The following is a 22,114-nucleotide window of genomic DNA, read 5'->3' as shown; positions in this document are numbered from 1 at the left end:
TCACGGCCTGGGTGGCCTGTCCGGTCCGTGCGCCTGCGGCTCGCCGCGGGTGCGCCCCGGACTCGGTTCACGGTTCACGGTTCACGGTTCACGGTTCACGGTTCACGGTTCACGGTTCACGCAGCGGGAGATCTACGCCTTCAGCACATCCCCAAACCCGCCAACTCGCACTTGCGCCGCACGAATCGCCATCGCAACCTTCGGCGACAACAACGCGTGCAGTTCATCTTCGTGCCGGTACGTCTTCATCCCGTCGCTCAACGCCCGCTCGCCCGCCACCGCGGGATGGCAGTAAATCTCGCCCACCCCATGCGGCAGATCGGCGAGCGCCGCCAGCCACGCCGCTTCATCCATCCGGCCGCTATCCGCGATCCCCACCACATAATCGTTATGCGCAATGCCAGCGCGATCGAGGCGCACCTTGACTCGCGCGATCCACGGCCGCAACCACAGCGGCGCATTCGCCTCGAACGGCAAGCGCATCGCCTTCATCCCATACTCGCGGCCGATTTCCAGAATCAGTCCCAGCACGGTCGGATGCAAATGAAAATGCTTGTGCGTGTTGACATGATCGAGCGTCAGGCCGGTCTGCGCAAAGGCATCGAACTGCGCGCGAATTTCCCGCGCAAGCTGCTTGCGCACGTGCGGTAAAAAGAAGAACCGCACGCCATCGCGCACCATGTTGTCGCCGAAGCGGCCATGCTCGTCGAGCAAGGCCGCAATCCCCGCGCGCGGCGAGACCGCGTCGCCGTCGGCCAAGACCAGATGCAGGCCGACACGCAAGCGCGGCAACGCGCGGGCGCGCGCCACCGCGTCGCGCGCGGCCGGTGCGCCGATCATCAGGCTCGCGGCAGTCAGCACGCCGTCGCGATGCGCTCGCTCCACGGCCAGATTCACTCGCGCGTGCAGACCGAAATCGTCGGCGGTCACGATCAATGCGCGTGGCTTAGCCGCCATCCGACGCCTCCATCACATCCATCACATTCAATGCGCCGTTGCGCGCGGCCTTCGACGTCGAAGTTTGGACAGGCACACGCGCGCCGCGCCACGTCACATGCGAGCCGAACACGGCGGCGCACCACTGCAACGCCAGCAACGCATCACGCAACGGCACCAGCGGCAGATCGCGCCAGAAGGTGCGCTCACGACGCGCCGAGCGCAGATGCATCAGCAGACGCGCGGCGAGGCCCGCGGCCGCTCCGCTCGCGCTCGTGAACGCGGCCCACGTGTGCACCGCGTCTGACGAAGTGGCCGCGAGACCGGCGCTGAGCCACGCGCCGGCAACGAGCCAGGGCGTGGGAAAGGTAATGAAGAGGAACGCGAAACCCGGTGCATTCACCGAGCGGATCGTACGCAGCCAGCGGGTCTCGCGCTGCCACAAAGCGGCAAACGTCGGCTCGATCACGTCGGTGGCCACCATGACGCGCGAGAGCACGGTTTGCAGGCCGAGGGCGCGCACGTGTTCGGCCAGCCAGTAATCGTCCGCGAGACAGTTTTTCAGTGCCTCGAAACCGCCGATGCGTTCGAGCGTCGCGCGCCGCAACGCAAGCGTCGCACCGAAGCCGAAGCGGCGCGAGCCGGCCGCGTGCGCGACCCGCACCGACGGCGCGAACCATTCGTTGATGAAGAGCGCGCCCACGCGCGGCCAGAAGCCGCCGATGCCACGCGCCACGTAGAGACACGTGACCACGCCCACGCGCGGATCCGCGAGCGGCGCGGCCACGCTGTCGAGATAATCGGCTTCGACGGCGATGTCGCTATCCGCTATCACGATCACGTCATGGCGCGCCCGCGCCGCCATGTTGATCAGATTGCTGACCTTGAGATTGCTGCCGTGCACGCGCGTGTCGATCGCGAGTTCGATATCGTGCAAGGGATAGGCGGCCTGCAGACGGCGCACCACGGCAATCGCGGGATCGTCCGGTGACGACACGCCGAGCACGAGTTGAAAATGCTCATGATGCTGGTCGCAAAAGGTCCGCAGATTGTCGTACAGACGCGGCTCCGCGCCGCACAGCGGCTTGAGTACGCTTACGCCGACCCGCGCGAAGCGATGCTGCGGCTGCGAAACGTGCGTAGGCGAAACGTGCGCAGGGAAATATGCGGCGCGACTCGCCGCGCCGCTGCGCGAGCCAAAAAACGGCATCGCGACCGCCGCCAGCAACGCGTAAAGGGACGCGATCGAGCAGACAGCCAACAGGACCCATTGGCATGCCGTCACTGGGTGCGCCGCCATCGTCCCGTTCCGTCAGTGCTCGGCCAGCACGAACGGCCTGCCGGTCAGGCGCAGATGAAGAATCACGAGCCAGCGCCGCGGACAATCCACGGCGATCGCGACCGGTCGCGAAGGCCGGCTCGCGCCCGTGGCAAAGCGGCTGTCCAGCGCGAGTTCGAAGGCGGCATGCGCGAACTGGCGCGTCACGATCACGCCGCTGAGAATCACAGCAATGGCGAGCAGCCGGAACGGCAGGGAGCTGAGGGCGCTCTGCGAAACCGGCAGTACCAGCAGCGCGAGGCACGCGAGCACCTCGGCGCCCATGGCGGTGAGCGAGGCCACCAGCAGGTGGGCGCGCAGCATGTCGACGGTGGCTGGCTTCATGACTGGGTCTCGTGACCTGTTGAGGGGCGATAGTAGCGATCCAAGCTGAAGGAAACCTTAAGGAAGAAAGCGTATAAAGCGGGTAATGAACAGCATGGTTAAACTTCAGATTACGGTCGGCGCTTGCCTGAATATTGCGGCTGCCGTGCAATGAAACATCGAATGGAACTAACAGACTCATGCGCGTACTCCTCGTAGAAGACGACGATCTGATCGGCTGCGGTATCGAAGCGGGACTGCGTCAGGCAGGCTTTACGGTCGACTGGGCGCGCGACGGCCACAAGGCCGGTCTCGCGCTCGACACCACCGCCTACGCGCTGGTGCTGCTCGATCTCGGCCTGCCCCGCGTATCGGGGATGGAACTGCTGAAACGGCTGCGCGATTCGGGCAAGGACGTGCCGGTGCTGGTGCTGACCGCGCGGGGCACGGTGGTCGACCGTGTCGGCGGCCTTGAAGCGGGCGCCGACGACTATCTCGGCAAGCCCTTCGATCTGACCGAACTGATCGCCCGTTGCCGGGCCCTGTTGCGCCGCGCGCAGGGCCGCAGCGTCGAGCAGATCCGCTATCAGGACCTGACGGTCAACCCGGCCGCGCAAACCGTCGAAGTGGGCGCGACGCGCGTGCCGCTCACTTCGCGCGAATGGGCGATCCTGTTGCAGTTACTGACCAACCAGGGGATTCCCCAGTCGCGCTCGCGGCTCGAAGAAAGCCTGTATGGCTGGCAGGAAGAAATCGAGAGCAACGCGATCGAGGTGCACGTGTCCAATCTGCGCAAGAAACTCGGCGCCAAGCTGATCAAGACGGTGCGCAATATCGGCTACGTGGTGGAGAAAGAATGATGGGCGCGTCGATACGCCGGCGTCTCGTGCTGCTGGTCCTTACCAGCATCGCGCTGGTCTGGGGCATTGCGCTGGTGTCGAGTTATCGTCAGGCCACCCGCGAAGTCGCCGAATGGGAAGAGGCGCGTCTCGCGGAACTCGCGCAGATTCTCGCCCTGCTCGATCAGCCCAATCTGACCACGCTCGCCAACGCCCGCATCGACGTGCGCGAGGAAGAAAAAGGCGGCGAGCCGGGCGCCAACGACCGCGACGACGACGACGCGCTGCCGCGCGATGCGCTGTTCCAGGTGCGCGGCCCGAACGGCGCGGTGCTGGCGGGCAGTCCGCAATTGCACGAACTCAAGGCCTGGGATCTGCCGGTGCCGGCGGTGAGCGGCACGCAGGACATCACGCTTGGCGGCCAGATGTATCACTCGTTCACCTTGCGCGACACCGCGCTCGGCCACACGGTGCGCGTCTTCGAACCGGCCAATACGCGCAGCGACCTGGTGAGCGGCGTCGCGAGCCGCATCGCCCGCCCTACCCTGGTCGCGCTGCCGGTGCTGGCGGTGCTGGTGTGGTTCAGCATCGGCTGGAGTCTGGCGCCGCTCAGGCTGCTCTCGCGCGCCATCCGTTCGCGCGACGTCAACCGGCTGGAACCGGTCGACATAGGCCACGCGCCGACCGAGGTGCGCCCGCTCGTCGATGCGATCAATCTGCTGCTGTCGCGTCTGCTGCATTCGCTGGAGCGTGAACGCGCGTTTACCGCCGACGCCGCGCATGAACTGAAAACACCGCTGGCCGCGATCAAGGTGCAGGCGCAAGTCGCGCTGGCGGAAACGGACACGGCGCGCCAGCGGCTGGCGATGGAGCGCGTGGTGCAAGGCGTCGATCGCAGCGCGCGGCTCGCGGAGCAACTACTGCTGCTCGCGCGTCTGGACGTGCATGAAAAAATCTCGACCGCGCCGCTCAAGCCTGCAGCAGTGGCCAAAGACGCGCTGCTCGCCAACGAGCGCAACGCGCAGCAAAAAGATATTCACGTGACGCTGCTCGGCGACCTGCGCGCCGAGATCGACGCGGAGCCCGTGCTGATCGGCATCCTGCTCGACAATCTGCTCGATAACGCGATCAAGTACGGACGTGCAGGCGGCAGCATCGAAGTGGCGGTGCAGCACGCGCAAGACCGCGTGCAGGTGACCGTGCGCGACGACGGCCCCGGTGTCGAGCCGGGCGACCTCGACCGTCTGACGAATCGTTTTTTTCGCGCGACCGGCAATCAGGCCACGGGCAGCGGGCTGGGGCTCTCGATCGTCGCGCGGATCGCGGAGCATTTCGGCGCGAGCCTGCATCTGGGTAAAGGCATCGGCGAGCGCGGGCTCGCGGTCGAGGTGTCGTTCCCGGCCTATGCGCAGGCGAGTTGAGGAGAATGCGGAAGCGGCCTCGCAGCGGCGCGTCTCGCTTGTGAAGGTGCGCTTTCTCGCGCCCACGCGGCCCATGTGCTGCGAACTGTGGTGCCTTGGCGGCCGTGCGCCGCGCGCCGTTCGTCTCTAAGGCGCGCGCTCGAACGCGCGCTCCGGTGCCCGGTTCGACGACTCCGCGAACTGCCACGCGATCAGGCCGGGCACGAACATCACGAGATCGCGAATCCGGCGTGCGCCGGCCAGTGCGAGGCAGGTGGAAGGATCGAGGCCCAACGCGCCGCCGATCAGAATGAAGCCGCCCTCCTGCACGCCGAGACCGCCCGGCACGAAGAACGCCGCGCTGCTGATCGCCTGGATCAGTGATTCGATCACCACCGCTTCCACGAGCGTGACCTGCACGCCGAGAAAGTGCAGTGCCAGCCAGATTTCCAGCGACGTGAGAAAGCACTGCAGCGGTTGCCAGAAGAACAGGTAGCGCAGCACCACGCCACGCCGCCGCCAGATCAGCTTGATGGCCTGATCGATCTGCGCCGACTGCCCGACCAATGCGGCGAGCTTACCGCTCGTCAGATGATTGAGCGCGCGCGTGATGCGCTCGAACGGACTCGCGTGCTGTACGAGCGCGAACAGCACCAGTAGGGGCGTGAGCACCACCACGCCCCATGCCAGTTGTCCAGCGAGCCGCAGCGTGTCGGAATGCGCATGCGCGAACAGAAAGCCGATGCCGACCATGGTGAAGAGCAGCTGGCTGATCACCGTGAGCTGCATATCGACGATGATGCTGCCCACCGCCATGGACGGCCGCACGCCCCAACGCTTGAGCATGCGAAACGACACCACTTCGCCGCCGATACGCGCCACCGGCAGCATGCTATTCACCGATTCGCGCACCCACACGAGGTGCAGCATATTGACGAGGCTGGGACGGGTCGCGCCGCGAATCAGCGAACGCCAGTCGCAGGCATTGGCGAGCATCGGCAGCACGTGCGCGAGCGCGGCCAGCAGCAGGCCCGCGCCGGCCGCTCGCAGCGCGCCGAGCACGGCGCCGGGATTGTCATGCCAGACGAGCCAGAGCGACACCAGCAAGCCGGCTAACGCGGCGATGCGGCCGAGATGCTTCATCACGCGCGCACCTCGTACGCGCGCCTGACGCGCATTGCCCTGCTTTTAACCGCTGCTTTAAAAACCCTGTGCATCATGGCCGTTCCGTACTGCCGTTCATTCGTCCTGTGCCGCCGATAACAGGCCGTCGCCGTCCACCTTGAAGCTGAAGCCTCGCCAGATCACGCGCGACGACCAGAAGCTCGCGACAAAAATCGCAAACGATACGATATCCCAGAACGGCAGCAGCCACAGATCGCGATGCGCCTGTTTCAACGCGCGATCGGACAGCAGCTTCAAGGCGAGCCGCGCGCCCATGGCGGCCAATGCGAGCGACCACGCCCACCATGCGCCGGCGGAAAAGACCACCGCGAGCAGCGCGAACGCCAACGGATGAACCAGCGCGGAGCCGAGATGGCCGAGCGGATCGATGCGGCGAATGGTTCGGCTCCAGCGCAGTTCATGCGCGATCAGTTGCGCCGCGCTCGATTCGACGCACGCATGCGAGATCGTGAACGGCGGAATCACGACCTTCTCGCCGAGCAGGCGCACCGCCTCGCCGATCGCATGGTCCTCCGCCAGATGCCGCACGAACGGCGTAAAGCCGCCGATTTTTTCGAGCGTATCGCGCCGCATCACGATGGTCTGCCCGAAGCACGGGCGCGCGAGTCCGAGCGCGAGCCCGGTCACGACGCCCGGCAGGAACTGGTAATTGGTCGCCTTCGCCGACAGCCGCGGCCAGAAGCCCGGATCGGGCTGTCCGCGATACGCGCAGGTAACGAGTCCCACACCCGGCTTCTGCAACTCGCCGATCACATTGCGCAGATAGTCCACGCCGACGCTCACGTCGCTGTCGGCGAACACGAGCACGTCATGCCGCGCTTGCGGCAGCATGTTGAGGATATTGCTGATCTTGCGGTTCGGGCCGTACAGGCGCGCGTCGGCCACTACGGTGATGTCCGCGTCGGGATAGAGACGGCGCAGGTCGTCGACGGTTTGCAGCGCGGGGTCGGCCGAGTCGTGCACGCCGAACAGGAATTGCACGGGTCCAGCATAATCCTGGCAGCAGAAGCTCGACAGATTGGCGAGCAATGCCCACTCGTTGCCGTGCAGCGGCTTGACGATCGTGACCGGCGGAAAGGCAGTCGGCTCAGACACCGCTCGCGCGAAGAACCGTCCGATCAACGCGCCGGCGAGCACGGTGTAGCCGACGCCGAGAACCGCGCCCGCCGCGCACGTGCAGGCGAGCGTGACGGCGACCCAATGCGCGGCGTTCACGCCTCGCGGGCGCGCAGGAAACGGAAGAATTCGACGCCCTCGCGCAAGCGCCGTTTCATCATGTCCCAGCTCGTCAACATCTCACGCAGGATTTCCCAGATCTTCGACGGGCGGAAATAGAAACGCTTGTAGAAGTTCTCGAGCTGATGGTAGATCTCGTCGCGCGACAGATGCGGATAGCCGATCGCGGCCAACTGCACGCCTTCCTTGCTCACGAGATTGATCACCTTGTTCTCTTCGAGCCAGCCGTTTTCGACCGCCTGGTTGTAGAGGGTCGTGCCCGGGTACGGCGCGGCCAGCGACACCTGGATCGTGTGCGGATTGATCTCCTTGGCGTACTCGATCGTCTTCTGGATCGTGTCCTGCGTTTCGCCCGGCAAACCGAGAATGAAGGTGCCGTGAATCTTGATGCCGAGCGTGCGGCAATCGTTGCTGAAGCGGCGCGCGATATCGGTGCGCAGACCCTTCTTGATGTTCAGCAGGATCTGGTCGTCGCCAGATTCGTAGCCGACCAGCAGCAGGCGCAGGCCGTTTTCCTTCATGATCTTGAGCGTCGCGTACGGCACGTTCGCCTTGGCGTTACACGACCACGTCACGCCGAGCTTGCCGAGACCGCGGGCGATTTCCTCGACGCGCGGCTTGAAGTCGGTGAAGGTGTCGTCGTCGAACATGATCTCCTTGACTTCAGGCATGTTGTCGCGAATCCACTTCACTTCCGCCAACACGTTCTCGACCGAACGCGTGCGGTAGCGATGCCCGCCCACGGTTTGCGGCCACAGACAGAAGGTGCATTTCGAGCGGCAGCCGCGGCCCGTGTAGATCGACACGTACGGATGCTTCAGATAGCCGATGAAGTAGTTGTCGATCTTCAGATCGCGCTTGTACACGGGAGCGACGAACGGCAGTTCGTCCATGTTCTCGAGAATCGGGCGTGCTTCATTGTGCTCGATCGAGCCGTCGCGGTTGCGATAGCTGAGACCTTTGACTTGTGCGAACGGCTTGCCCTCGGCGACTTCCTGGCAGGTGAAGTCGAACTCTTCGCGGCACACAAAATCGATCGCCTCGCTCGCGGTCAGCGAATTGTGCGGATCGACCGCGACCTTCGCGCCGACCATGCCGATCAGCAGCGACGGCTTGCGTTTTTTCAGGTCTTCGGCGAATAGCGCGTCGGTGGGGAAGGACGGTGTGCTGGTGTGGATCACCACCAGATCGTAGTGCTGCGCGATGTCGAGCGTGGCCTCGACCGACAGGCCGTCGGCGGGCGCGTCGAGCACGCGGCTATCGGGCACGAGTGCGGCGGGTTGCGCGAGCCACGTCGGATACCAGAACGAGCGGACTTCACGCTTGGCCTGATAGCGCGAACCCGCGCCACCATCGAAGCCGTCATACGACGGCGCCTGCAAGAACAGGGTTTTCATGGATGCTCCAGCAAGCCTTGAATGGGCGCTTTCAGTTCTCTGTCGACATACTATCGGAACTATCGCCCGCCGGGCGGCGGGGAATCGCGGAAATACTACGGAGCAAAGCTGAAGGAAACCTTAAGGAAAATGCGGGCGCTGGCGATGCCGGGGGGCGCTGCTTCATCTACTTCGAAACAGGCGGCTGGATAGGTGTAGCAGAGAGGATCGAACGGGCAAGAAACGGGCAAGACTCCGCTAGCGGCGCTTCATGTCACGCGTGTGAACGAGGCGCTTTTTATGTGCGGATCACACGCAATGATGGCCGGCCGCACGCGTTGCGCGCGCGAACCGGCCATGACGTCAGACCGGCTTGATATCCGCCGCCTGCTTGCCCTTCGGCCCCTGCTTGATTTCAAAGCTGACCTTCTGGTTTTCCTGCAAGGACTTGAAACCTTCGGAGCGGATCTCCGAGAAGTGCGCGAACAGATCTTCGCCGCCGTCGTCGGGGGTGATGAAGCCAAAACCTTTCGCGTCGTTAAACCATTTCACTGTACCGGTTGGCATGTCGTTTCCTCTGTGCATCTGGGTTGATTGGGCTGCATTCGCCGAGCTTCGCCCGCCGCCGCGGGTGTGCGCCGGATTCTGCCTCCGCCGCTCGACTCTACGCTTCTTTGCGCGGCACTGCTTCGCCCGGATTTTCGGCGCCGCGACAGCCGCGTCGCAAGCGCCGTGCCGCGCGTCACAAGCGGGCGGCCCGCCGGTGCGATTCCGTCCAATCAGATAAACTGTTTGGTTATCGGCAGTCCATCCAGGGCCCGCGCAGTTCCAGCCCAATGTTTCATGAACGCGCGGCCTTGTCGTTTTCCCCTACACAGGAACCCCAGCATGGCAACCTCGAGCTATACCGATACCCGACTTCTGATCAACGGCGAGTGGTGCGACGCCGCCAGCGGCAAGACCCTCGACGTCATCAATCCTGCTACCGGCAAGGCCATCGGCAAAGTGGCGCACGCCGGCATCGCCGATCTGGACCGCGCGCTCGAAGCCGCGCAGCGCGGCTTCGAAGCCTGGCGCAAGGTGCCGGCCAACGAGCGCGCCACGACCATGCGCAAGGCCGCCGCGCTGGTGCGCGAGCGTGCCTCGGACATCGGCCGCCTGATGACGCTGGAACAGGGCAAGCCGTTCGCCGAAGCGCGCATCGAAGTGCTGGCGGCGGCGGACATCATCGAATGGTTCGCCGACGAAGGCCGCCGTGTCTACGGCCGCATCGTGCCGTCGCGCAACCTCGCGGCACAGCAACTGGTGCTGAAGGAACCGATCGGCCCGGTCGCCGCTTTCACGCCGTGGAATTTCCCGGTCAATCAGGTCGTGCGCAAGCTGAGCGCCGCGCTTGCATGCGGCTGCTCGTTCCTCGTCAAGGCGCCGGAAGAAACCCCGGCGTCGCCGGCGGCGCTCTTGCAGGCTTTCGTCGAAGCCGGCGTGCCGGCGGGCACGGTTGGCCTGGTGTTCGGCGACCCGGCTGAGATTTCGAGCTATCTGATTCCGCATCCGGTGATCCGCAAGGTCACCTTCACCGGCTCGACGCCAGTGGGCAAGCAACTGGCCGCACTGGCCGGCTCGCACATGAAGCGCGCGACGATGGAACTGGGCGGTCATGCGCCGGTGATCGTGGCCGAAGACGCCGACGTGGCGCTCGCCGTGAAGGCCGCGGGCGGCGCGAAGTTCCGCAATGCCGGCCAGGTCTGCATCTCGCCGACGCGTTTCCTCGTGCACAACAGCATCCGCGAAGAATTCGCCGCGGCGCTGGTCAAGCATGCTGAAAGCCTCAAGCTGGGCGACGGCCTTGCCGAAGGCACCACGCTCGGCCCGCTCGCCAACGCACGCCGCCTCACGGCTATGAGCAAGGTGCTCGACGACGCGCGCAAGACCGGCGCCAAGGTCGAAACGGGCGGTGAGCGCGTGGGCTCGGAAGGCAACTTCTTTGCGCCGACCGTGCTGACCAACGTGTCGCTCGAATCGGACGTGTTCAATAATGAGCCGTTCGGCCCGATCGCCGCGATCCGCGGCTTCGACAAGCTCGAGGAAGCGATCGCCGAAGCGAACCGTCTGCCGTTCGGGCTCGCGGGTTACGCGTTCACGAAGTCGTTCACCAACGTGCATCTGCTGTCGCAGCAACTGGAAGTCGGCATGCTGTGGATTAACCAGCCGGCTACGCCGTCGCCGGAAATGCCGTTCGGCGGCGTGAAGGATTCGGGCTACGGTTCGGAAGGCGGCCCGGAAGCGATGGAAGGCTACCTGGTCACCAAGGCGGTATCGGTGATGTCGGTTTAAGACGGACAGAGGCGGCTTGCTGGCCGCCTCTTTTTACACTACCGTGCCGGGTCCACGAGTCATCGATTCGCGGACCTTTTTTATTGCCATGAACGATATCGACCAACGACTCATTCAGCCCACGCTGACCGGCAAGACCGTGGAACTGCGGCCGCTTCAGCGGGAGCACGCGCAAGGTTTGCTCGACGCCGCCGCGGACGGGCAATTGTGGAATATGAAGCTGACGGTGGTGCCCGGAGCCGGCAGCATCGACGGCTATATCGCCACCGCGCTCGAAGGCCGCGCGGCCGGCACCGTGATGCCGTTCGTGATCGTGCGCCGCGACACCGGCGCGCTGGTCGGCAGCACGCGGTTCTGGAAGATCGATCGCGTGAATCGCAAGCTCGAAATCGGCCACACGTGGCTGAGCGAATCGGTGCAGCGCTCGGCGGTGAATACCGAAGCGAAGTATCTGCTGCTGTGCCACGCGTTCGAAGCGATGCAATGCGTGCGCGTCCAATTCACCACCGACGAGCTCAACGAGAAATCGCGCGCGGCGATTCTGCGCATCGGCGCGAAACAGGAGGGCGTGGTCCGGCACGAACGCATCATGCCGGATGGGCGTAAGCGCAACTCGGTGCGCTTTAGCATCATCGATGAGGAATGGAGTGAAGTGAAGACGATGCTCGAGGCGAAGCTGGCGCGATAACAAAGCCATCAGCGGGCGGCCCGCTTACGCCGCAAATACAAGTGCGCAAGCGAGCCGCCGTCACCCTGCTCTACACATGCACATCCCGTTCATTCAGCGGCGGCGCATTGCCTGCCGCGGCCGCCGCGAACTCCTCGCGTAACGCATCGCGCGCATGATGCCGGCGCACCCACATCGCCGTGAGGATCGGCACCAGAACCGCGGTCACGAGACACGCCGTCGCGACCATCGCGGTGGCGGCCGGCACCAGCGGCTTGAAGCTCGGAATCATCTCGCCGATGATCGCCGGATTCGCCACCGCGGCTCCCGCCGTCGACGAGGCCGCCAGCCCCGCCGCCCCATTGCCGCCCGCGATCCAGCGGTCCGCGAAAATCAGCGGAATGCCCGTCACGACGATCACGCCGAGACCCAGCACGATCCCCGGCAGGCCGCTTTTCACGATCACGCCGAGGTCGATGCCGTTACCGAGCGCAAAGCCGAAGAACGGAATCAGCGGATGCACGCAACGGCCGAAGAACTCGCGCAGCTCGCCATCCAGGTTACCCAGCGTGAAGCCGACCAGAAACGGCAGCACCGCGCCGACGAACAGACGCGGCTCGAAGAACGCCACACCGGTTGCGCCGAGAATGATCATGCTGACGAGCGGCCCCGATTCGATCGACATCAGCACGAACGCGCCCGCCTCCTCCTTGGTCCCGTATTGCTGCATCACGGCGGCGTAGAGACCGCCGTTGGTCATGTCCATCGACGTCGTGATCGCCAGCACTGAGAGGCCCGCGAAGAGCCCAGCCTTGACGCCGTCGATTGGAATGAAATGCGAAGCGACGATCGTCGCGATCCACGCCACGAGCATTTTCGTCACCAGCAGCGTGCCCGACTTGCGCAGCACCGTGCCGGTCGCCCGCAGATCGATCGTCGCGCCCATGCAGAAGAACCACACCGCCAGAATCGGCACGGTGCCGGAGATCAACCCATTGGTGAACGAGCCGAAGTACTTGCCCGCGCCGGGCGCAAATGTGTGGACGCAGGCGCCGAGCAGCAACGGCACCAACATCAGGCCGCCAGGAATGCGGTCGATGGCCTTCTTGAGCTTCATGCCTCCTCCATGGACTTTGCGTCCAGTTATTGGGTAATTCACCCTGGGTAATGTCCCGTTCTCGCGCCGGGCTGCTCCCTTTCGGCGCAATATAGCATCATGAAAGGAACACTGTTCCGTTTCATTCGGAAATCTCGCTCATCGTTTACCCGCGTGTTCTTGGAAAGCCTTGTCAGTCATCATGCGGCGTCGCAATATTTTCGGACCACTGTTCCGAAACCATATTTCTGCGCTACAGTCGAATCCACAACCCCAGCGGAGAAAGAACAATGGAAGTGAGACAGGCCATCAACAGCGAATACGCGAAGACGCTGGATACCGACGGGCTGCGCAAGGCGTTTCTGGTCGATCAGGTGTTCGAACGAGATGCGCTGAAGCTGACCTATAGCCATATCGACCGGATCATCGTCGGCGGCGCGATGCCGGCGGCGCGCGCGGTCGAGGTGCCCGGCTCCATCGGCCAGGCGATCGGCGTGAGCTATCTGCTGGAGCGGCGCGAACTCGGCGCGATCAACATCGGCGGCGACGGCTGGGTCGACGTGGACGGCACGCGCCACACGGTGCGCAACGAAGAGGCGATCTACATCGGCAAAGGCACGCAAGCCATCGCCTTCGGCAGTGACGACGCCGCGCGTCCCGCCAAGTTTTACCTGAACTGCGCGCCCGCCCACACGTCGTATCCGACCCGCACGATCTCGCTCGCGCAAGCCTCGCCGCAGACCCTCGGTGACCCCGCCACGAGCAACCGCCGCACCATCTACAAGTTCATCGTTCCCGAAGTGCTGCCCACCTGCCAGCTTTCCATGGGCATGACGAAACTCGAACCGGGCAGCCTGTGGAACACCATGCCGTGCCATACGCACGAACGCCGCATGGAGGTGTATTTCTACTTCAACGTCGCCGACGACGCCGCCGTCTTTCATATGATGGGCGAGCCGAACGAGACGCGGCATATTCTCGTGCACAACGAGCAGGCGGTGATTTCGCCGAGCTGGTCGATTCACTCGGGCGTCGGCACGCGGGCGTACACGTTCATCTGGGGCATGGTCGGCGAAAACCAGGTGTTCAGTGATATGGATCACATCGCGGTGCGGGATCTGCGTTGATGCGCGGCCCTTTTCACATTAGCAACCACGACCGCACGACATGGGCTCGAACATCGTGAATCCCTTTGATCTCACCGGCCGCGTCGCCATCGTCACCGGCAGCAATACGGGCCTCGGCGCCGGCATGGCCGTCGCACTCGCCGCCGCGGGTTGCGACATCGTCGGCGTGAGCCGCGCCGACGCCGGCGACACCGCCGCGCGCGTCGAAGCATGCGGACGCCGCTTCGCGGACGTGCGCGCCGATCTCGGCTCGATCGCGCCGGTCGAGGACATCGTGCGCGCCGCGGTCGAAGCGTTCGGCCGCATCGACGTGCTGGTGAACAACGCAGGCATCATCCGCCGCGAGGACGCGCTCGATTTCACCGAAGCCGACTGGGACGCCGTGGTGGACGTCAATCTGAAGAGCCTGTTCTTTCTCTCGCAGGCCGCCGCGCGGCAGTTCGTGAAGCAGCAAAGCGGCGGCAAGATCATTAACGTCGCGTCGATGCTGTCGTTCCAGGGCGGCATCCGCGTTGCGTCCTACACGGCGTCGAAAAGCGGCGTGCTGGGTCTCACGCGACTGCTCGCGAACGAATGGGCGGCGCAAGGCATCAACGTCAACGCGATCGCGCCGGGCTACATGGCGACCGCGAACACGGCCGCGCTGCGCGACGACGCCCAGCGCAACGACGAGATTCTCAGCCGCATTCCGGCCGCCCGCTGGGGCACGCCGGACGACCTCGCGGGACCGGTGGTGTTCCTCGCGTCGCCGGCTTCGGACTACGTGCATGGGCATACACTGGCGGTGGACGGCGGCTGGCTCGCGCGCTGACTCGGCAGCCGGCGCCGGACGCGGTATGCTCTCGGCGCCTCGCCGGCGCATGCCGGCAAGCGCGACACAGTCGCGACAAAACTCGCGGGAACGTCGCGGGAACGGATAGACAGGGAACACGGAAATGGCATCGACAGGAAAACGGCGCAAGGACGACGGCGCCGCACAGGCGCAAGACGCGGAGAACGCCGACTGCGGCGAGCGGGGCGAATCGGCCTCGTCCATTGGCCGCGTCTTCGCGATTCTCGGCGCGATCGGCGACAGCGGACAGATCGGCATCAGCGAACTGTCGCAACGGCTCCGCATGTCGAAGACCACCGTGCACCGCGTGATCCAGACGCTAAAGGCGCTCGGCTACGTGACGCAGGAAGTGGAAACCGAGCGCTACCGGCTGACCATCCGCCTGTTCGAACTCGGCGCGAAGGCACTGGAAAGTGTCGACCTGGTGCGCGAGGCGGACGTCGAAATGCGCCGCATCGGCGAAGCGACGCGCGAGGCGGTTCACCTCGGCGCATTCGACGAAGACGCCATCATCTACATTCACAAGATCGATTCGGACTACGGGCTGCGCATGCAGTCGCGCATCGGCCGGCGCAATCCGCTGCACAGCACGGCGATCGGCAAGGTGTTGCTGGCGTGGATGGATCCGGCCGATGCGCGCGAAGTGCTCTCGCACGTCGAATTCCGCAAGTCGACGCAGAAGACGCTCTCCTCCGCCGAAGCCGTGCTGAACATTCTGCCGCACGTGCGCGAGCAAGGTTACGGCGAGGACAACGAGGAACAGGAAGAAGGTCTGCGGTGTCTCGCGGTGCCGGTGTTCGACCGCTTCGGGCGCGTGATCGCCGGCCTGTCGATTTCGTTTCCGACCATGCGCTGCGGCGCTGACACGAAGTCGCACTACGTCGCGCTGCTCAGGAAGTCGGGCCTCGCGATCTCGACGCGGCTCGGCTATCGCGAAACGACGGCGCCGGAACAGACCGCCGCCGAGCCGCGCTGAACGTTAGATCGCTAGATCGTCAGGCCATCAGGCCGCCTTCGCCGCCGGATTGGGCTGCACGCTGCGCGTGAAACTGCGGCGGCCGTCCACACTTACCGGCACGTCGCCCTTCAGCGTCACGCGGCGCACCACGCGGTGCGCATCGCCGTAGTCGTTGACCGCGTAGTGCTGGGTCGCGCGGTTGTCCCAGATCGCGACGTCGCCGGCCTGCCAGCGCCAGCGCACGATGTTCTCGTGACGCGTCACGTAGCCTTGCAGCAGTTCCAGCAGATGCGCCGACGCGCTCGGCGCGAGACCCACGAAACTCTTGACGAAGTGCCCGAGAATCAGCGTCTTTTCGCCCGATTCCGGATGCACGCGCACGACTGGATGCTCGGTCTCGTAACGCGTCGAGACGAACGCCTCGCGGTGACGCCTGATCGCTTCGGCGTCGCGGCCGCGCTCGCCGACGCTGGTGTGATTCGCGTAGTCGTAGTCGTTGCTGTGCACTGCCCAAAGCTGATCGGCGAGCGCTTTGAGCGGCGGCGGCAGATCGTCGTACGCGGTGGCCGTGTTGGCCCACACCGTGTCGCCGCCCACTTCTGGAATCGTCACGCCGCGCAGGATCGATGCCTGCGGATAAGCGTCGACGAACGTTACGTCCGTGTGCCACGAATTGGCGCGGCCGCCACGATGCGAGTCGAGTTCGAGCAGATAGTCCGTGCCGTCCACCACCGGCACCGTGGGATGCGAAACCGGCTCGCCGAGCAGCTTGGCGAAGGCTTCCTGATCGGCATCCTGCAAGTGCGTCTGGCCGCGGAAAAAGATCACCTTGTGACGTACCAGCGCCGCGCGGATCGCTTCGACCGTGGCCGCTTCGAGTTGGCTCGACAGCCGCACGCCGCGAATTTCCGCGCCGATGCGGCCAGTGACGGGATGAATGTCCAGTGCGTTGGACGTCGCGAGACTCAGATTCGACATGCTATGCCACTCCTGGTGTGAGGACGATCGAGGACGAGAGAGGCCGGCGTGGACCGGCACGAATGCGATTGGACTGAAGTGGCTGACGGTCAGCCGATGCAGCGATCTAACCAGTCTCCGCGGCGCGCGTAAAACACTTGTTTCTCATGTCCTTATCACATGCGACGGCATAAGGATCGCGTGCGGATGCGATGACGCCGATATCGTCACGGTACTGTCGTTCATGTTCGCTATCGACGCTCGCGTGGCGCGCGAGCGCATGCGGACGTGCGGTCGGCGCGATAAATCGGCTGAGAATGTGGGTCGGCGCCGCTAGTCTGCAACCGAATGTATCCGCACGGCATAGCTGCAACGACACGCGCCGCAGCATGCACGACGGCCGTGGATACACGCGCCGTTGGACGCGCCGCAACCCGGGAAACGCTCGACCACCCCGTCTTTTCCACAATGCGTTCAATGGCTTGCACTTGCGGCCGCTCGCTTCGCCCCCTCTCCTCACCGCACATTCAAGCACGCTATCCACGCGACGCACGCGCTGCCGGCATACGTCGCAATCGACACGTCCTGTTACACACAAACACACCGGAAATGCCGCGGCTCAGTAGAGTTCGGGTCACAAGGAAACTGGAGCATTGTCATGAAAAGATTTTTCGCGCTGGTGATTCTGGCCGTCACGCTCGGCAGCGCATTGGGCGGTTGCATCGTGGTTCCTGAAGGCGGCTACCACAATCACTATCACGATCGCTATTGAACGCGAGTCGCGCAGGACTTTCCACCCACCATCGTAGAAGCCGGAAATAAAACATGAAGCAATCACAAAACCGCTGGCTGTCCATGGCGCTCGTCGCGGGTCTCGGAATCGGCGCGTCGTCGCTCGCGCTGGCCCACGTCGATGTGGGCGTAAACATCGGCGTTCCGGGCGTCGCTTATGCGCCCGAACCCGTGTACGCACCGCCGCCACCGCCCGTCTATGCTCCGGCTCCGCCGGTGGTCGTCGTGAGTCCCGGCTGGTACGGTGAGCGCTACTACGACGGCAACCGCTACTGGGAACGGCGCGAGTGGGAAGAGCGTCATCACGGCGGACGCGAGTGGCATGAAGCGCGTGGTCCGCACGGCGACTGGCGCGGTCACGATAACGGCTGGCATGGTCATGGCGACGATCACGATCATGGCCACGGCCACGGCGATCATTGATGCATAGGCCGCGGCCGCGTCGATGACGCGGCCGTGCCGCGCACGCATTCGCGCCACACGTTCTGTAGGAGCGACGATTTGCTACGCAGCGATCCAAGACGAGTCACCGCGCACATCAACGACACGCTGATCTGCGCCGAATACAGCGAACAGACCGGTCAATTGTGTCTGCGTCAGGACGGCGCACTCTTGCGCGAATGGTTTCCACCTCACTCGTGGATCGCGATTGCGTCAGTGGCGGGCGCGCGGCATTGGGGCACGCGGCCTAGCGATGATGATTTGCTGGCGCTGCTGCACAACGAGATGACACTGCTGCGCACGCCATAGAAGAAGAGAGTCAGTCTCGCGCGCGGTGATAGCTCGCCGCGCGCTTCGTGAAATGCTTAACGCGCGTTGTGAATCGGCGGCGAGTACGAGCTGACCGTCGTATCGCTACCTTGACCTGCCTGCCACGTGCCGACGCTGGCCGAACCGTATCCACTGTTATTGGCCTGAGCCGAATCCTGACGACCGGCGGCTTGCGTTTGCGCGCCTTGCGATACAGGGTCATTGGACGACTGGGCGAACGAGGCTACCGGCGCGGCGAGAACAACGGCGATAGCAACGGCTTGAATGAGCGACTTCATGAAACCACCTCCAGAGATTGTCTTTCTGCGCGCTGCGGCAAGGGCTGTCGTTGCAGCGGTAAAAGGAGTGTAGGTGGCGAGCGCGGCGGGATAAATCCGCCAATCCTGAATTCACTGTTGCTGCTGCCACTACAATGAAAAACGGCTGTTCAGCGAGTGCTTTTTAAATTTCATTTGACTGAAATTCGCTGTTTCTCCGGCAGCAATCGAGAGACTGTTCTGCGTTGCGCGCACAGTGGCGGTCATGTCCCGATCGGCTTTTGGCGGCAATTATCAGATCATTCGAAGTTCCTCGCGCCGATCAATTGCCTCCGGTACACGTTGTCGACACTGAAGTCCAATCCGTACGTCGATAAAACGCATTTTCCAGAAAGAACTGCCGGCACTGCAGGCTAACTGGAAAGCGATCCGAGTTCGTGTTCGGCGATCCGCTAGCGAGCGTGGCCACCGGCCTCGGCATCCACGCAAAACGGGTATTTGGCTGGCGGCAGATTCGCCTCGATGACGTTGCCCTGCGGCGCCGGCTAGTCGATCAATTCCCGATGCAACGCCACGAATTCCTGAGCGAGCTTGTGACGGGGATCGAAGTGAATCATCGGCTTCGCGTACTGGTGCGACTCACGAATCTTCACGGACGTCGACAGTCGCGACTCCAGCACAGGCAAGCCTTCGCTGATCAGTTCCTCGACCAGTTGAAGCGGCAAACTTGCGCGCGGCTGAAACTGGTTGATCACGATTCCTTCGACTTCCAGTCCGGGATTATGGTCCTGCTGAATTTCCTTGACGTTGTCGAGCAGCGTGTACAGCGCGCGACGGGAGAAGTCGTCGCAGTCGAACGGAATCAGGCAGCGTTCCACCGCGATCAGCGCTGAGCGGGTATAGAAATTCAGCGCCGGTGGTGTGTCGATGTAGATGGCATCGTACTGATCCAGTTCGTTCAACGCGTCGCGCAACTTGTAGATCTTGTAGCGCGATTCGAGCTTGCCGTGCAGCGTGTCGAGATCCGGATGCGAGGGCATCACATCGAGGTTCTCGAACGGCGTGGGGTGGATGAACGTCGAGACCGGCGTTGGCCGGAAACTGAAGCTCAAAGCCGTTTCGAAGAAGTCCGCGACATTGGGCTTGAGATCGCTGGCCTGCTTGCCGAGAAGATACTGGCTGGAGTTGCCTTGCGGGTCCAGATCGATGACTAGCGTACGCAAGTTCTCGCTGGCGTTGATGGCCGCCAGGTTGCATACGATGGTCGATTTGCCCACACCGCCCTTCTGGTTGAATATCACACGCCGCATTGACCTCTGCCCCTATATTGAGAACGCACCAGAGGCACAGCTTACCCTGGCAAAATGACAGCGCGAGGTGCGTCCCCATGAATAGTTTTCGAAGGCCTTCACCTGTGTCCAATCCGGTCAGGTCAATTCCCATACGCGGTGAATTTTTCGATCGACATAGCTTGCGATCAGCGCGACTTCGAATTCCGGCGGCGCCTCGTTCGGCCGCCGCGTTTTGATCCACACGCGCGTGGCGATTCTCTCCGGGCTCTCAGCCCAAGTGCCGTCGTCGTAGCGGATTTCGTTGGTATCCTCGGCCGCGTACACCTTGCGGTGCCCTTCGGCAGAAGCGTCGTAGTCCTGTTTCTGGCCGTTGGTCTCCAGAATGAAATCCGGATGGTGGTAGTGAGCGATCAATGAAGCGTCTTGCTTCACGACCATTTCGCTGAACATCTCTTGCAGGAACCTGCGAGGCAAGCTGCCGCTGCCGCGAGGCTTAGTGGAGTGCGCCCGCCGACGCTCGCGAGCACACGCGCGCCTATGCGGTCACGCTCGGCAACGCCGCGAACATTGGTCATGAACGGCGCTTCGAAAGCGACCGCGCATTCGCTCGTCAGCGCAGCGTGCCGTTCGGCCCGCGCGAGTGACAGGCACACCGCCGTATGGATGATTCTTTGTGCGCACCGCGATAACGTGAGTCGCAATCGGTGGTTCGACACGATCAGTCTGCCTAAGCAACCGCGTGCACGCAGATGAGCGCTTTTCCGCGCGATCAGATCGTCTCTGAGGCGCGCCGCCCGATCTCTCGATGCGACGCGCCCTGCTCGTTCACGCTTGAGCGCCTGCGATGCCGACGTAGTTTTCCGCCATCGCGGTGGCCGCCGCGCGCGATGTCGTCACGTATTCGAGTTCGGCCACCTGAAGCTGCTGCTCGAAAGGCGACGCGCCTTCGATACGGTGCATCATGCTGGTCATCCAGTACGAGAAATGCTCGGCGCGCCAGATGCGTTTGAGCGCTGTTGCGCTGTAACCGTCGAGCAGATCCGTGCGATTCTCTACGTAGAACGCATTCAGCGCCTCGGTCAGCACGCGCACGTCGGCCACCGCCAGATTCATACCCTTCGCGCCGGTGGGCGGCACGATATGCGCCGCGTCGCCTGCGAGGAACAGCCGGCCATGTTGCATGGTGTTCGATACGAAACTGCGCATGCCGACAATGTTCTTCTGAAAGATCTTGCCGTCGACGATCTGCTGGCCGTCATGCGAGTCGACTCGTGCATGCAGTTCTGCCCAGATGCGGTCGTCGGACCAGTTCTCGACGGAATCCTTCGGATCGCACTGGAAATACATGCGCTGCACGTTCGGCGAGCGCGTGCTGATCAGCGCGAAGCCGCGCTCGTGACGAGCGTAGATCAATTCGTCCGATGACGGCGGCCCTTCGCACAGGATACCGAACCAACCGAACGGGTACACACGTTCGAAATCCCTGCGCAACGCATGGGGAATCGATGCGCGCGACACGCCTTGCGAACCGTCGCAGCCGATCACGAAGTCGCACTGCAATTCGTGCGCTTCGCCTTCGTGGCGATAGCGGATCGACGGCGTGTCGGTATCGATGCCGTGAATCGACGTCTCCGAAACGCCGAAACGCAGCTTGCCGTCGTCGGCCACACGCGCCGCGACGAGATCCTTGATGACCTCATGCTGCGCGTAGACCGTGATCGAATGTCCCGTGAGTCCGGTCAGATCGATGCGCCTCCGCTTGCCTTCGAAAGCCAGTTCGAAGCCGTGATGCAGCGCGCCTTCCGCTTTCATCCGTGCGCCGACGCCGGCTTCGGTCAACAGGTCCATCGTGCCTTGTTCGAGCACGCCGGCACGGATGGTGGATTCGATCTGATCGCGACTCCGCGACTCGAGTACGACGGAGTCGATGCCGCGCAAATGGAGAAGATGGGAAAGCAGCAGGCCCGCAGGCCCGGCACCGATGATGCCAACTTGAGTACGCATGAGTTGTCTCCTGAATGCGGCGTTAGATTTGCGCTCAGTTTGACGATCACGTACGGTATCGCGCAACGCGATATGGTGGATAGGCCGTATCTGATTTAGAGATAGCAGTCGCGGTCGGGCGCGTGCAGCCGGTAGGCGCAGTCGGGCCCGAACGCCGTCCAGATGGGCTCGTGGCCCATTCGCTCGACGACTCATCCTCCACGCAGTGTTCCACTAGATCAAGGTAAACCCCGAGCCACGCTACGACGCAAGAAACAGTCGATACACCGGATTCTGCGTCTCTTCCCAGTTCGGATAGCCGAGCGTGGCGAGAAACTTGTTGAACGCCTCGTTCTCGCTGTCCGGCACCTGGATGCCGACCAGAATCGAGCTGTAGTCCGCGCCCTGGTTGCGGTAGTGGAACAGGCTGATAT

Annotated in this window: 22 protein-coding genes and 1 pseudogene; 9 read left to right on the top strand and 14 right to left on the bottom strand. The window is 63.6% G+C overall.

The features are described 5' to 3' along the window. Positions 1-132 precede the first annotated feature (132 nt). The 3 genes from hpnK to B0G75_RS34380 are packed head-to-tail and all read right to left on the bottom strand — an operon-like array spanning position 133 to position 2,599. Positions 133-957, bottom strand: a complete 825-nt coding sequence (gene hpnK / locus B0G75_RS34390) for a hopanoid biosynthesis-associated protein HpnK (RefSeq protein ID WP_106314280.1) — start codon at positions 955-957, stop codon at positions 133-135. Continuing rightward, positions 947-2,236, bottom strand: a complete 1,290-nt coding sequence (hpnI, locus tag B0G75_RS34385; RefSeq protein ID WP_106314279.1) for a bacteriohopanetetrol glucosamine biosynthesis glycosyltransferase HpnI — start codon at positions 2,234-2,236, stop codon at positions 947-949. Before hpnI (B0G75_RS34385) ends, hpnK begins: the two co-directional genes overlap by 11 nt. A 12-nt stretch (positions 2,237-2,248) precedes the next feature. Further along, positions 2,249-2,599, bottom strand: a complete 351-nt coding sequence (locus B0G75_RS34380) for a hypothetical protein (protein WP_106314278.1) — start codon at positions 2,597-2,599, stop codon at positions 2,249-2,251. A gap of 179 nt (positions 2,600-2,778) precedes the next feature. On the opposite strand from B0G75_RS34380, the gene B0G75_RS34375 reads away from it, so the two are divergent. Continuing rightward, entirely contained in the window at positions 2,779-3,438 is a 660-nt protein-coding gene (locus B0G75_RS34375; protein WP_106314277.1) for a response regulator transcription factor, read from the top strand. Beyond that, positions 3,435-4,838: an ATP-binding protein gene (locus tag B0G75_RS34370; protein ID WP_106314276.1), complete on the top strand. Its 1,404-nt coding sequence runs from the start codon at positions 3,435-3,437 to the stop codon at positions 4,836-4,838. Before B0G75_RS34375 ends, B0G75_RS34370 begins: the two co-directional genes overlap by 4 nt. A 126-nt stretch (positions 4,839-4,964) precedes the next feature. Here B0G75_RS34370 and B0G75_RS34365 read toward each other — a convergent pair whose 3' ends face one another. The 4 genes from B0G75_RS34365 to B0G75_RS34350 form a co-directional block, all read right to left on the bottom strand. Next, a complete protein-coding gene (locus B0G75_RS34365) occupies positions 4,965-5,960 on the bottom strand; it encodes a flippase-like domain-containing protein (RefSeq protein ID WP_106314275.1) in 996 nt (331 codons plus the stop codon). 96 nt (positions 5,961-6,056) lie between these two features. Further along, the gene (gene hpnI / locus B0G75_RS34360) at positions 6,057-7,217 is read right to left on the bottom strand and encodes a bacteriohopanetetrol glucosamine biosynthesis glycosyltransferase HpnI (RefSeq protein WP_106314274.1); all 1,161 of its coding nucleotides are present in this window, start codon (positions 7,215-7,217) and stop codon (positions 6,057-6,059) included. Continuing rightward, a complete protein-coding gene (gene hpnJ, locus B0G75_RS34355; RefSeq protein WP_106314273.1) occupies positions 7,214-8,635 on the bottom strand; it encodes a hopanoid biosynthesis associated radical SAM protein HpnJ in 1,422 nt (473 codons plus the stop codon). The genes hpnI (B0G75_RS34360) and hpnJ overlap by 4 nt, the downstream gene beginning before the upstream one ends. Before the next feature lie 342 nt (positions 8,636-8,977). Then, complete coding sequence (locus B0G75_RS34350) at positions 8,978-9,181, bottom strand: cold-shock protein (protein ID WP_007181784.1); 204 nt, start codon at positions 9,179-9,181, stop codon at positions 8,978-8,980. Between the two features lie 321 nt (positions 9,182-9,502). On the opposite strand from B0G75_RS34350, the gene B0G75_RS34345 reads away from it, so the two are divergent. Next, complete coding sequence (locus tag B0G75_RS34345) at positions 9,503-10,948, top strand: NAD-dependent succinate-semialdehyde dehydrogenase (RefSeq protein ID WP_106314272.1); 1,446 nt, start codon at positions 9,503-9,505, stop codon at positions 10,946-10,948. Between the two features lie 88 nt (positions 10,949-11,036). Then, positions 11,037-11,636 (top strand): GNAT family N-acetyltransferase, encoded by a 600-nt coding sequence (locus tag B0G75_RS34340; RefSeq protein WP_106314271.1) that lies wholly within the window; start codon positions 11,037-11,039, stop codon positions 11,634-11,636. A gap of 70 nt (positions 11,637-11,706) precedes the next feature. Here the strand turns inward: B0G75_RS34340 and kdgT are convergent, their stop codons facing one another. Then, positions 11,707-12,732, bottom strand: coding sequence for a 2-keto-3-deoxygluconate transporter (gene kdgT, locus B0G75_RS34335; RefSeq protein ID WP_106314270.1), 1,026 nt, complete (start codon positions 12,730-12,732; stop codon positions 11,707-11,709). Between the two features lie 269 nt (positions 12,733-13,001). Between kdgT and kduI the strand changes: the two genes are divergently transcribed. The 3 genes from kduI to kdgR all read left to right on the top strand — a co-directional run bounded on the left by kduI (position 13,002) and on the right by kdgR (position 15,646). Next, a complete protein-coding gene (gene kduI / locus B0G75_RS34330; protein WP_106314269.1) occupies positions 13,002-13,838 on the top strand; it encodes a 5-dehydro-4-deoxy-D-glucuronate isomerase in 837 nt (278 codons plus the stop codon). Between the two features lie 40 nt (positions 13,839-13,878). Next, positions 13,879-14,649 carry a 2-dehydro-3-deoxy-D-gluconate 5-dehydrogenase KduD gene (gene kduD, locus B0G75_RS34325; RefSeq protein WP_106314268.1) on the top strand — a complete coding sequence of 257 codons (771 nt, stop codon included), beginning with the start codon at positions 13,879-13,881 and terminating at the stop codon, positions 14,647-14,649. 124 nt (positions 14,650-14,773) lie between these two features. Continuing rightward, positions 14,774-15,646 (top strand): DNA-binding transcriptional regulator KdgR, encoded by an 873-nt coding sequence (gene kdgR, locus B0G75_RS34320; protein ID WP_106314267.1) that lies wholly within the window; start codon positions 14,774-14,776, stop codon positions 15,644-15,646. Positions 15,647-15,673: 27 nt separating this feature from the next. Here the strand turns inward: kdgR and B0G75_RS34315 are convergent, their stop codons facing one another. Then, positions 15,674-16,606, bottom strand: a complete 933-nt coding sequence (locus tag B0G75_RS34315) for a TauD/TfdA family dioxygenase (protein ID WP_106314266.1) — start codon at positions 16,604-16,606, stop codon at positions 15,674-15,676. 804 nt (positions 16,607-17,410) lie between these two features. On the opposite strand from B0G75_RS34315, the gene B0G75_RS34305 reads away from it, so the two are divergent. After that, positions 17,411-17,800 carry a hypothetical protein gene (locus B0G75_RS34305; protein WP_106314264.1) on the top strand — a complete coding sequence of 130 codons (390 nt, stop codon included), beginning with the start codon at positions 17,411-17,413 and terminating at the stop codon, positions 17,798-17,800. Between the two features lie 78 nt (positions 17,801-17,878). Then, positions 17,879-18,127 (top strand): hypothetical protein, encoded by a 249-nt coding sequence (locus B0G75_RS34300; RefSeq protein WP_106314263.1) that lies wholly within the window; start codon positions 17,879-17,881, stop codon positions 18,125-18,127. A gap of 56 nt (positions 18,128-18,183) precedes the next feature. On the opposite strand, the gene B0G75_RS34295 is transcribed toward B0G75_RS34300, so the two are convergent. The 5 genes and pseudogenes from B0G75_RS34295 to B0G75_RS34270 all read right to left on the bottom strand — a co-directional run. Beyond that, positions 18,184-18,426: a hypothetical protein gene (locus B0G75_RS34295; RefSeq protein WP_106314262.1), complete on the bottom strand. Its 243-nt coding sequence runs from the start codon at positions 18,424-18,426 to the stop codon at positions 18,184-18,186. Positions 18,427-18,950: 524 nt separating this feature from the next. Further along, complete coding sequence (locus B0G75_RS34285) at positions 18,951-19,715, bottom strand: ParA family protein (RefSeq protein WP_106314261.1); 765 nt, start codon at positions 19,713-19,715, stop codon at positions 18,951-18,953. A gap of 117 nt (positions 19,716-19,832) precedes the next feature. Beyond that, positions 19,833-20,129: a hypothetical protein gene (locus B0G75_RS34280; RefSeq protein ID WP_219908309.1), complete on the bottom strand. Its 297-nt coding sequence runs from the start codon at positions 20,127-20,129 to the stop codon at positions 19,833-19,835. 393 nt (positions 20,130-20,522) lie between these two features. Beyond that, positions 20,523-21,701: a 4-hydroxybenzoate 3-monooxygenase gene (locus B0G75_RS34275; RefSeq protein WP_106314259.1), complete on the bottom strand. Its 1,179-nt coding sequence runs from the start codon at positions 21,699-21,701 to the stop codon at positions 20,523-20,525. A 240-nt stretch (positions 21,702-21,941) separates the two neighbouring features. Then, positions 21,942-22,114: pseudogene (locus B0G75_RS34270) on the bottom strand (threonine ammonia-lyase, biosynthetic); the annotation flags it as partial.

This window comes from Paraburkholderia sp. BL18I3N2 (genome assembly GCF_003001875.1).
GTDB classification, from domain to species: Bacteria; Pseudomonadota; Gammaproteobacteria; order Burkholderiales; family Burkholderiaceae; genus Paraburkholderia; species Paraburkholderia phytofirmans.
Note: the sequence above shows the minus strand (reverse complement) of the source record. Positions and strands in the feature narration are given on the sequence as shown.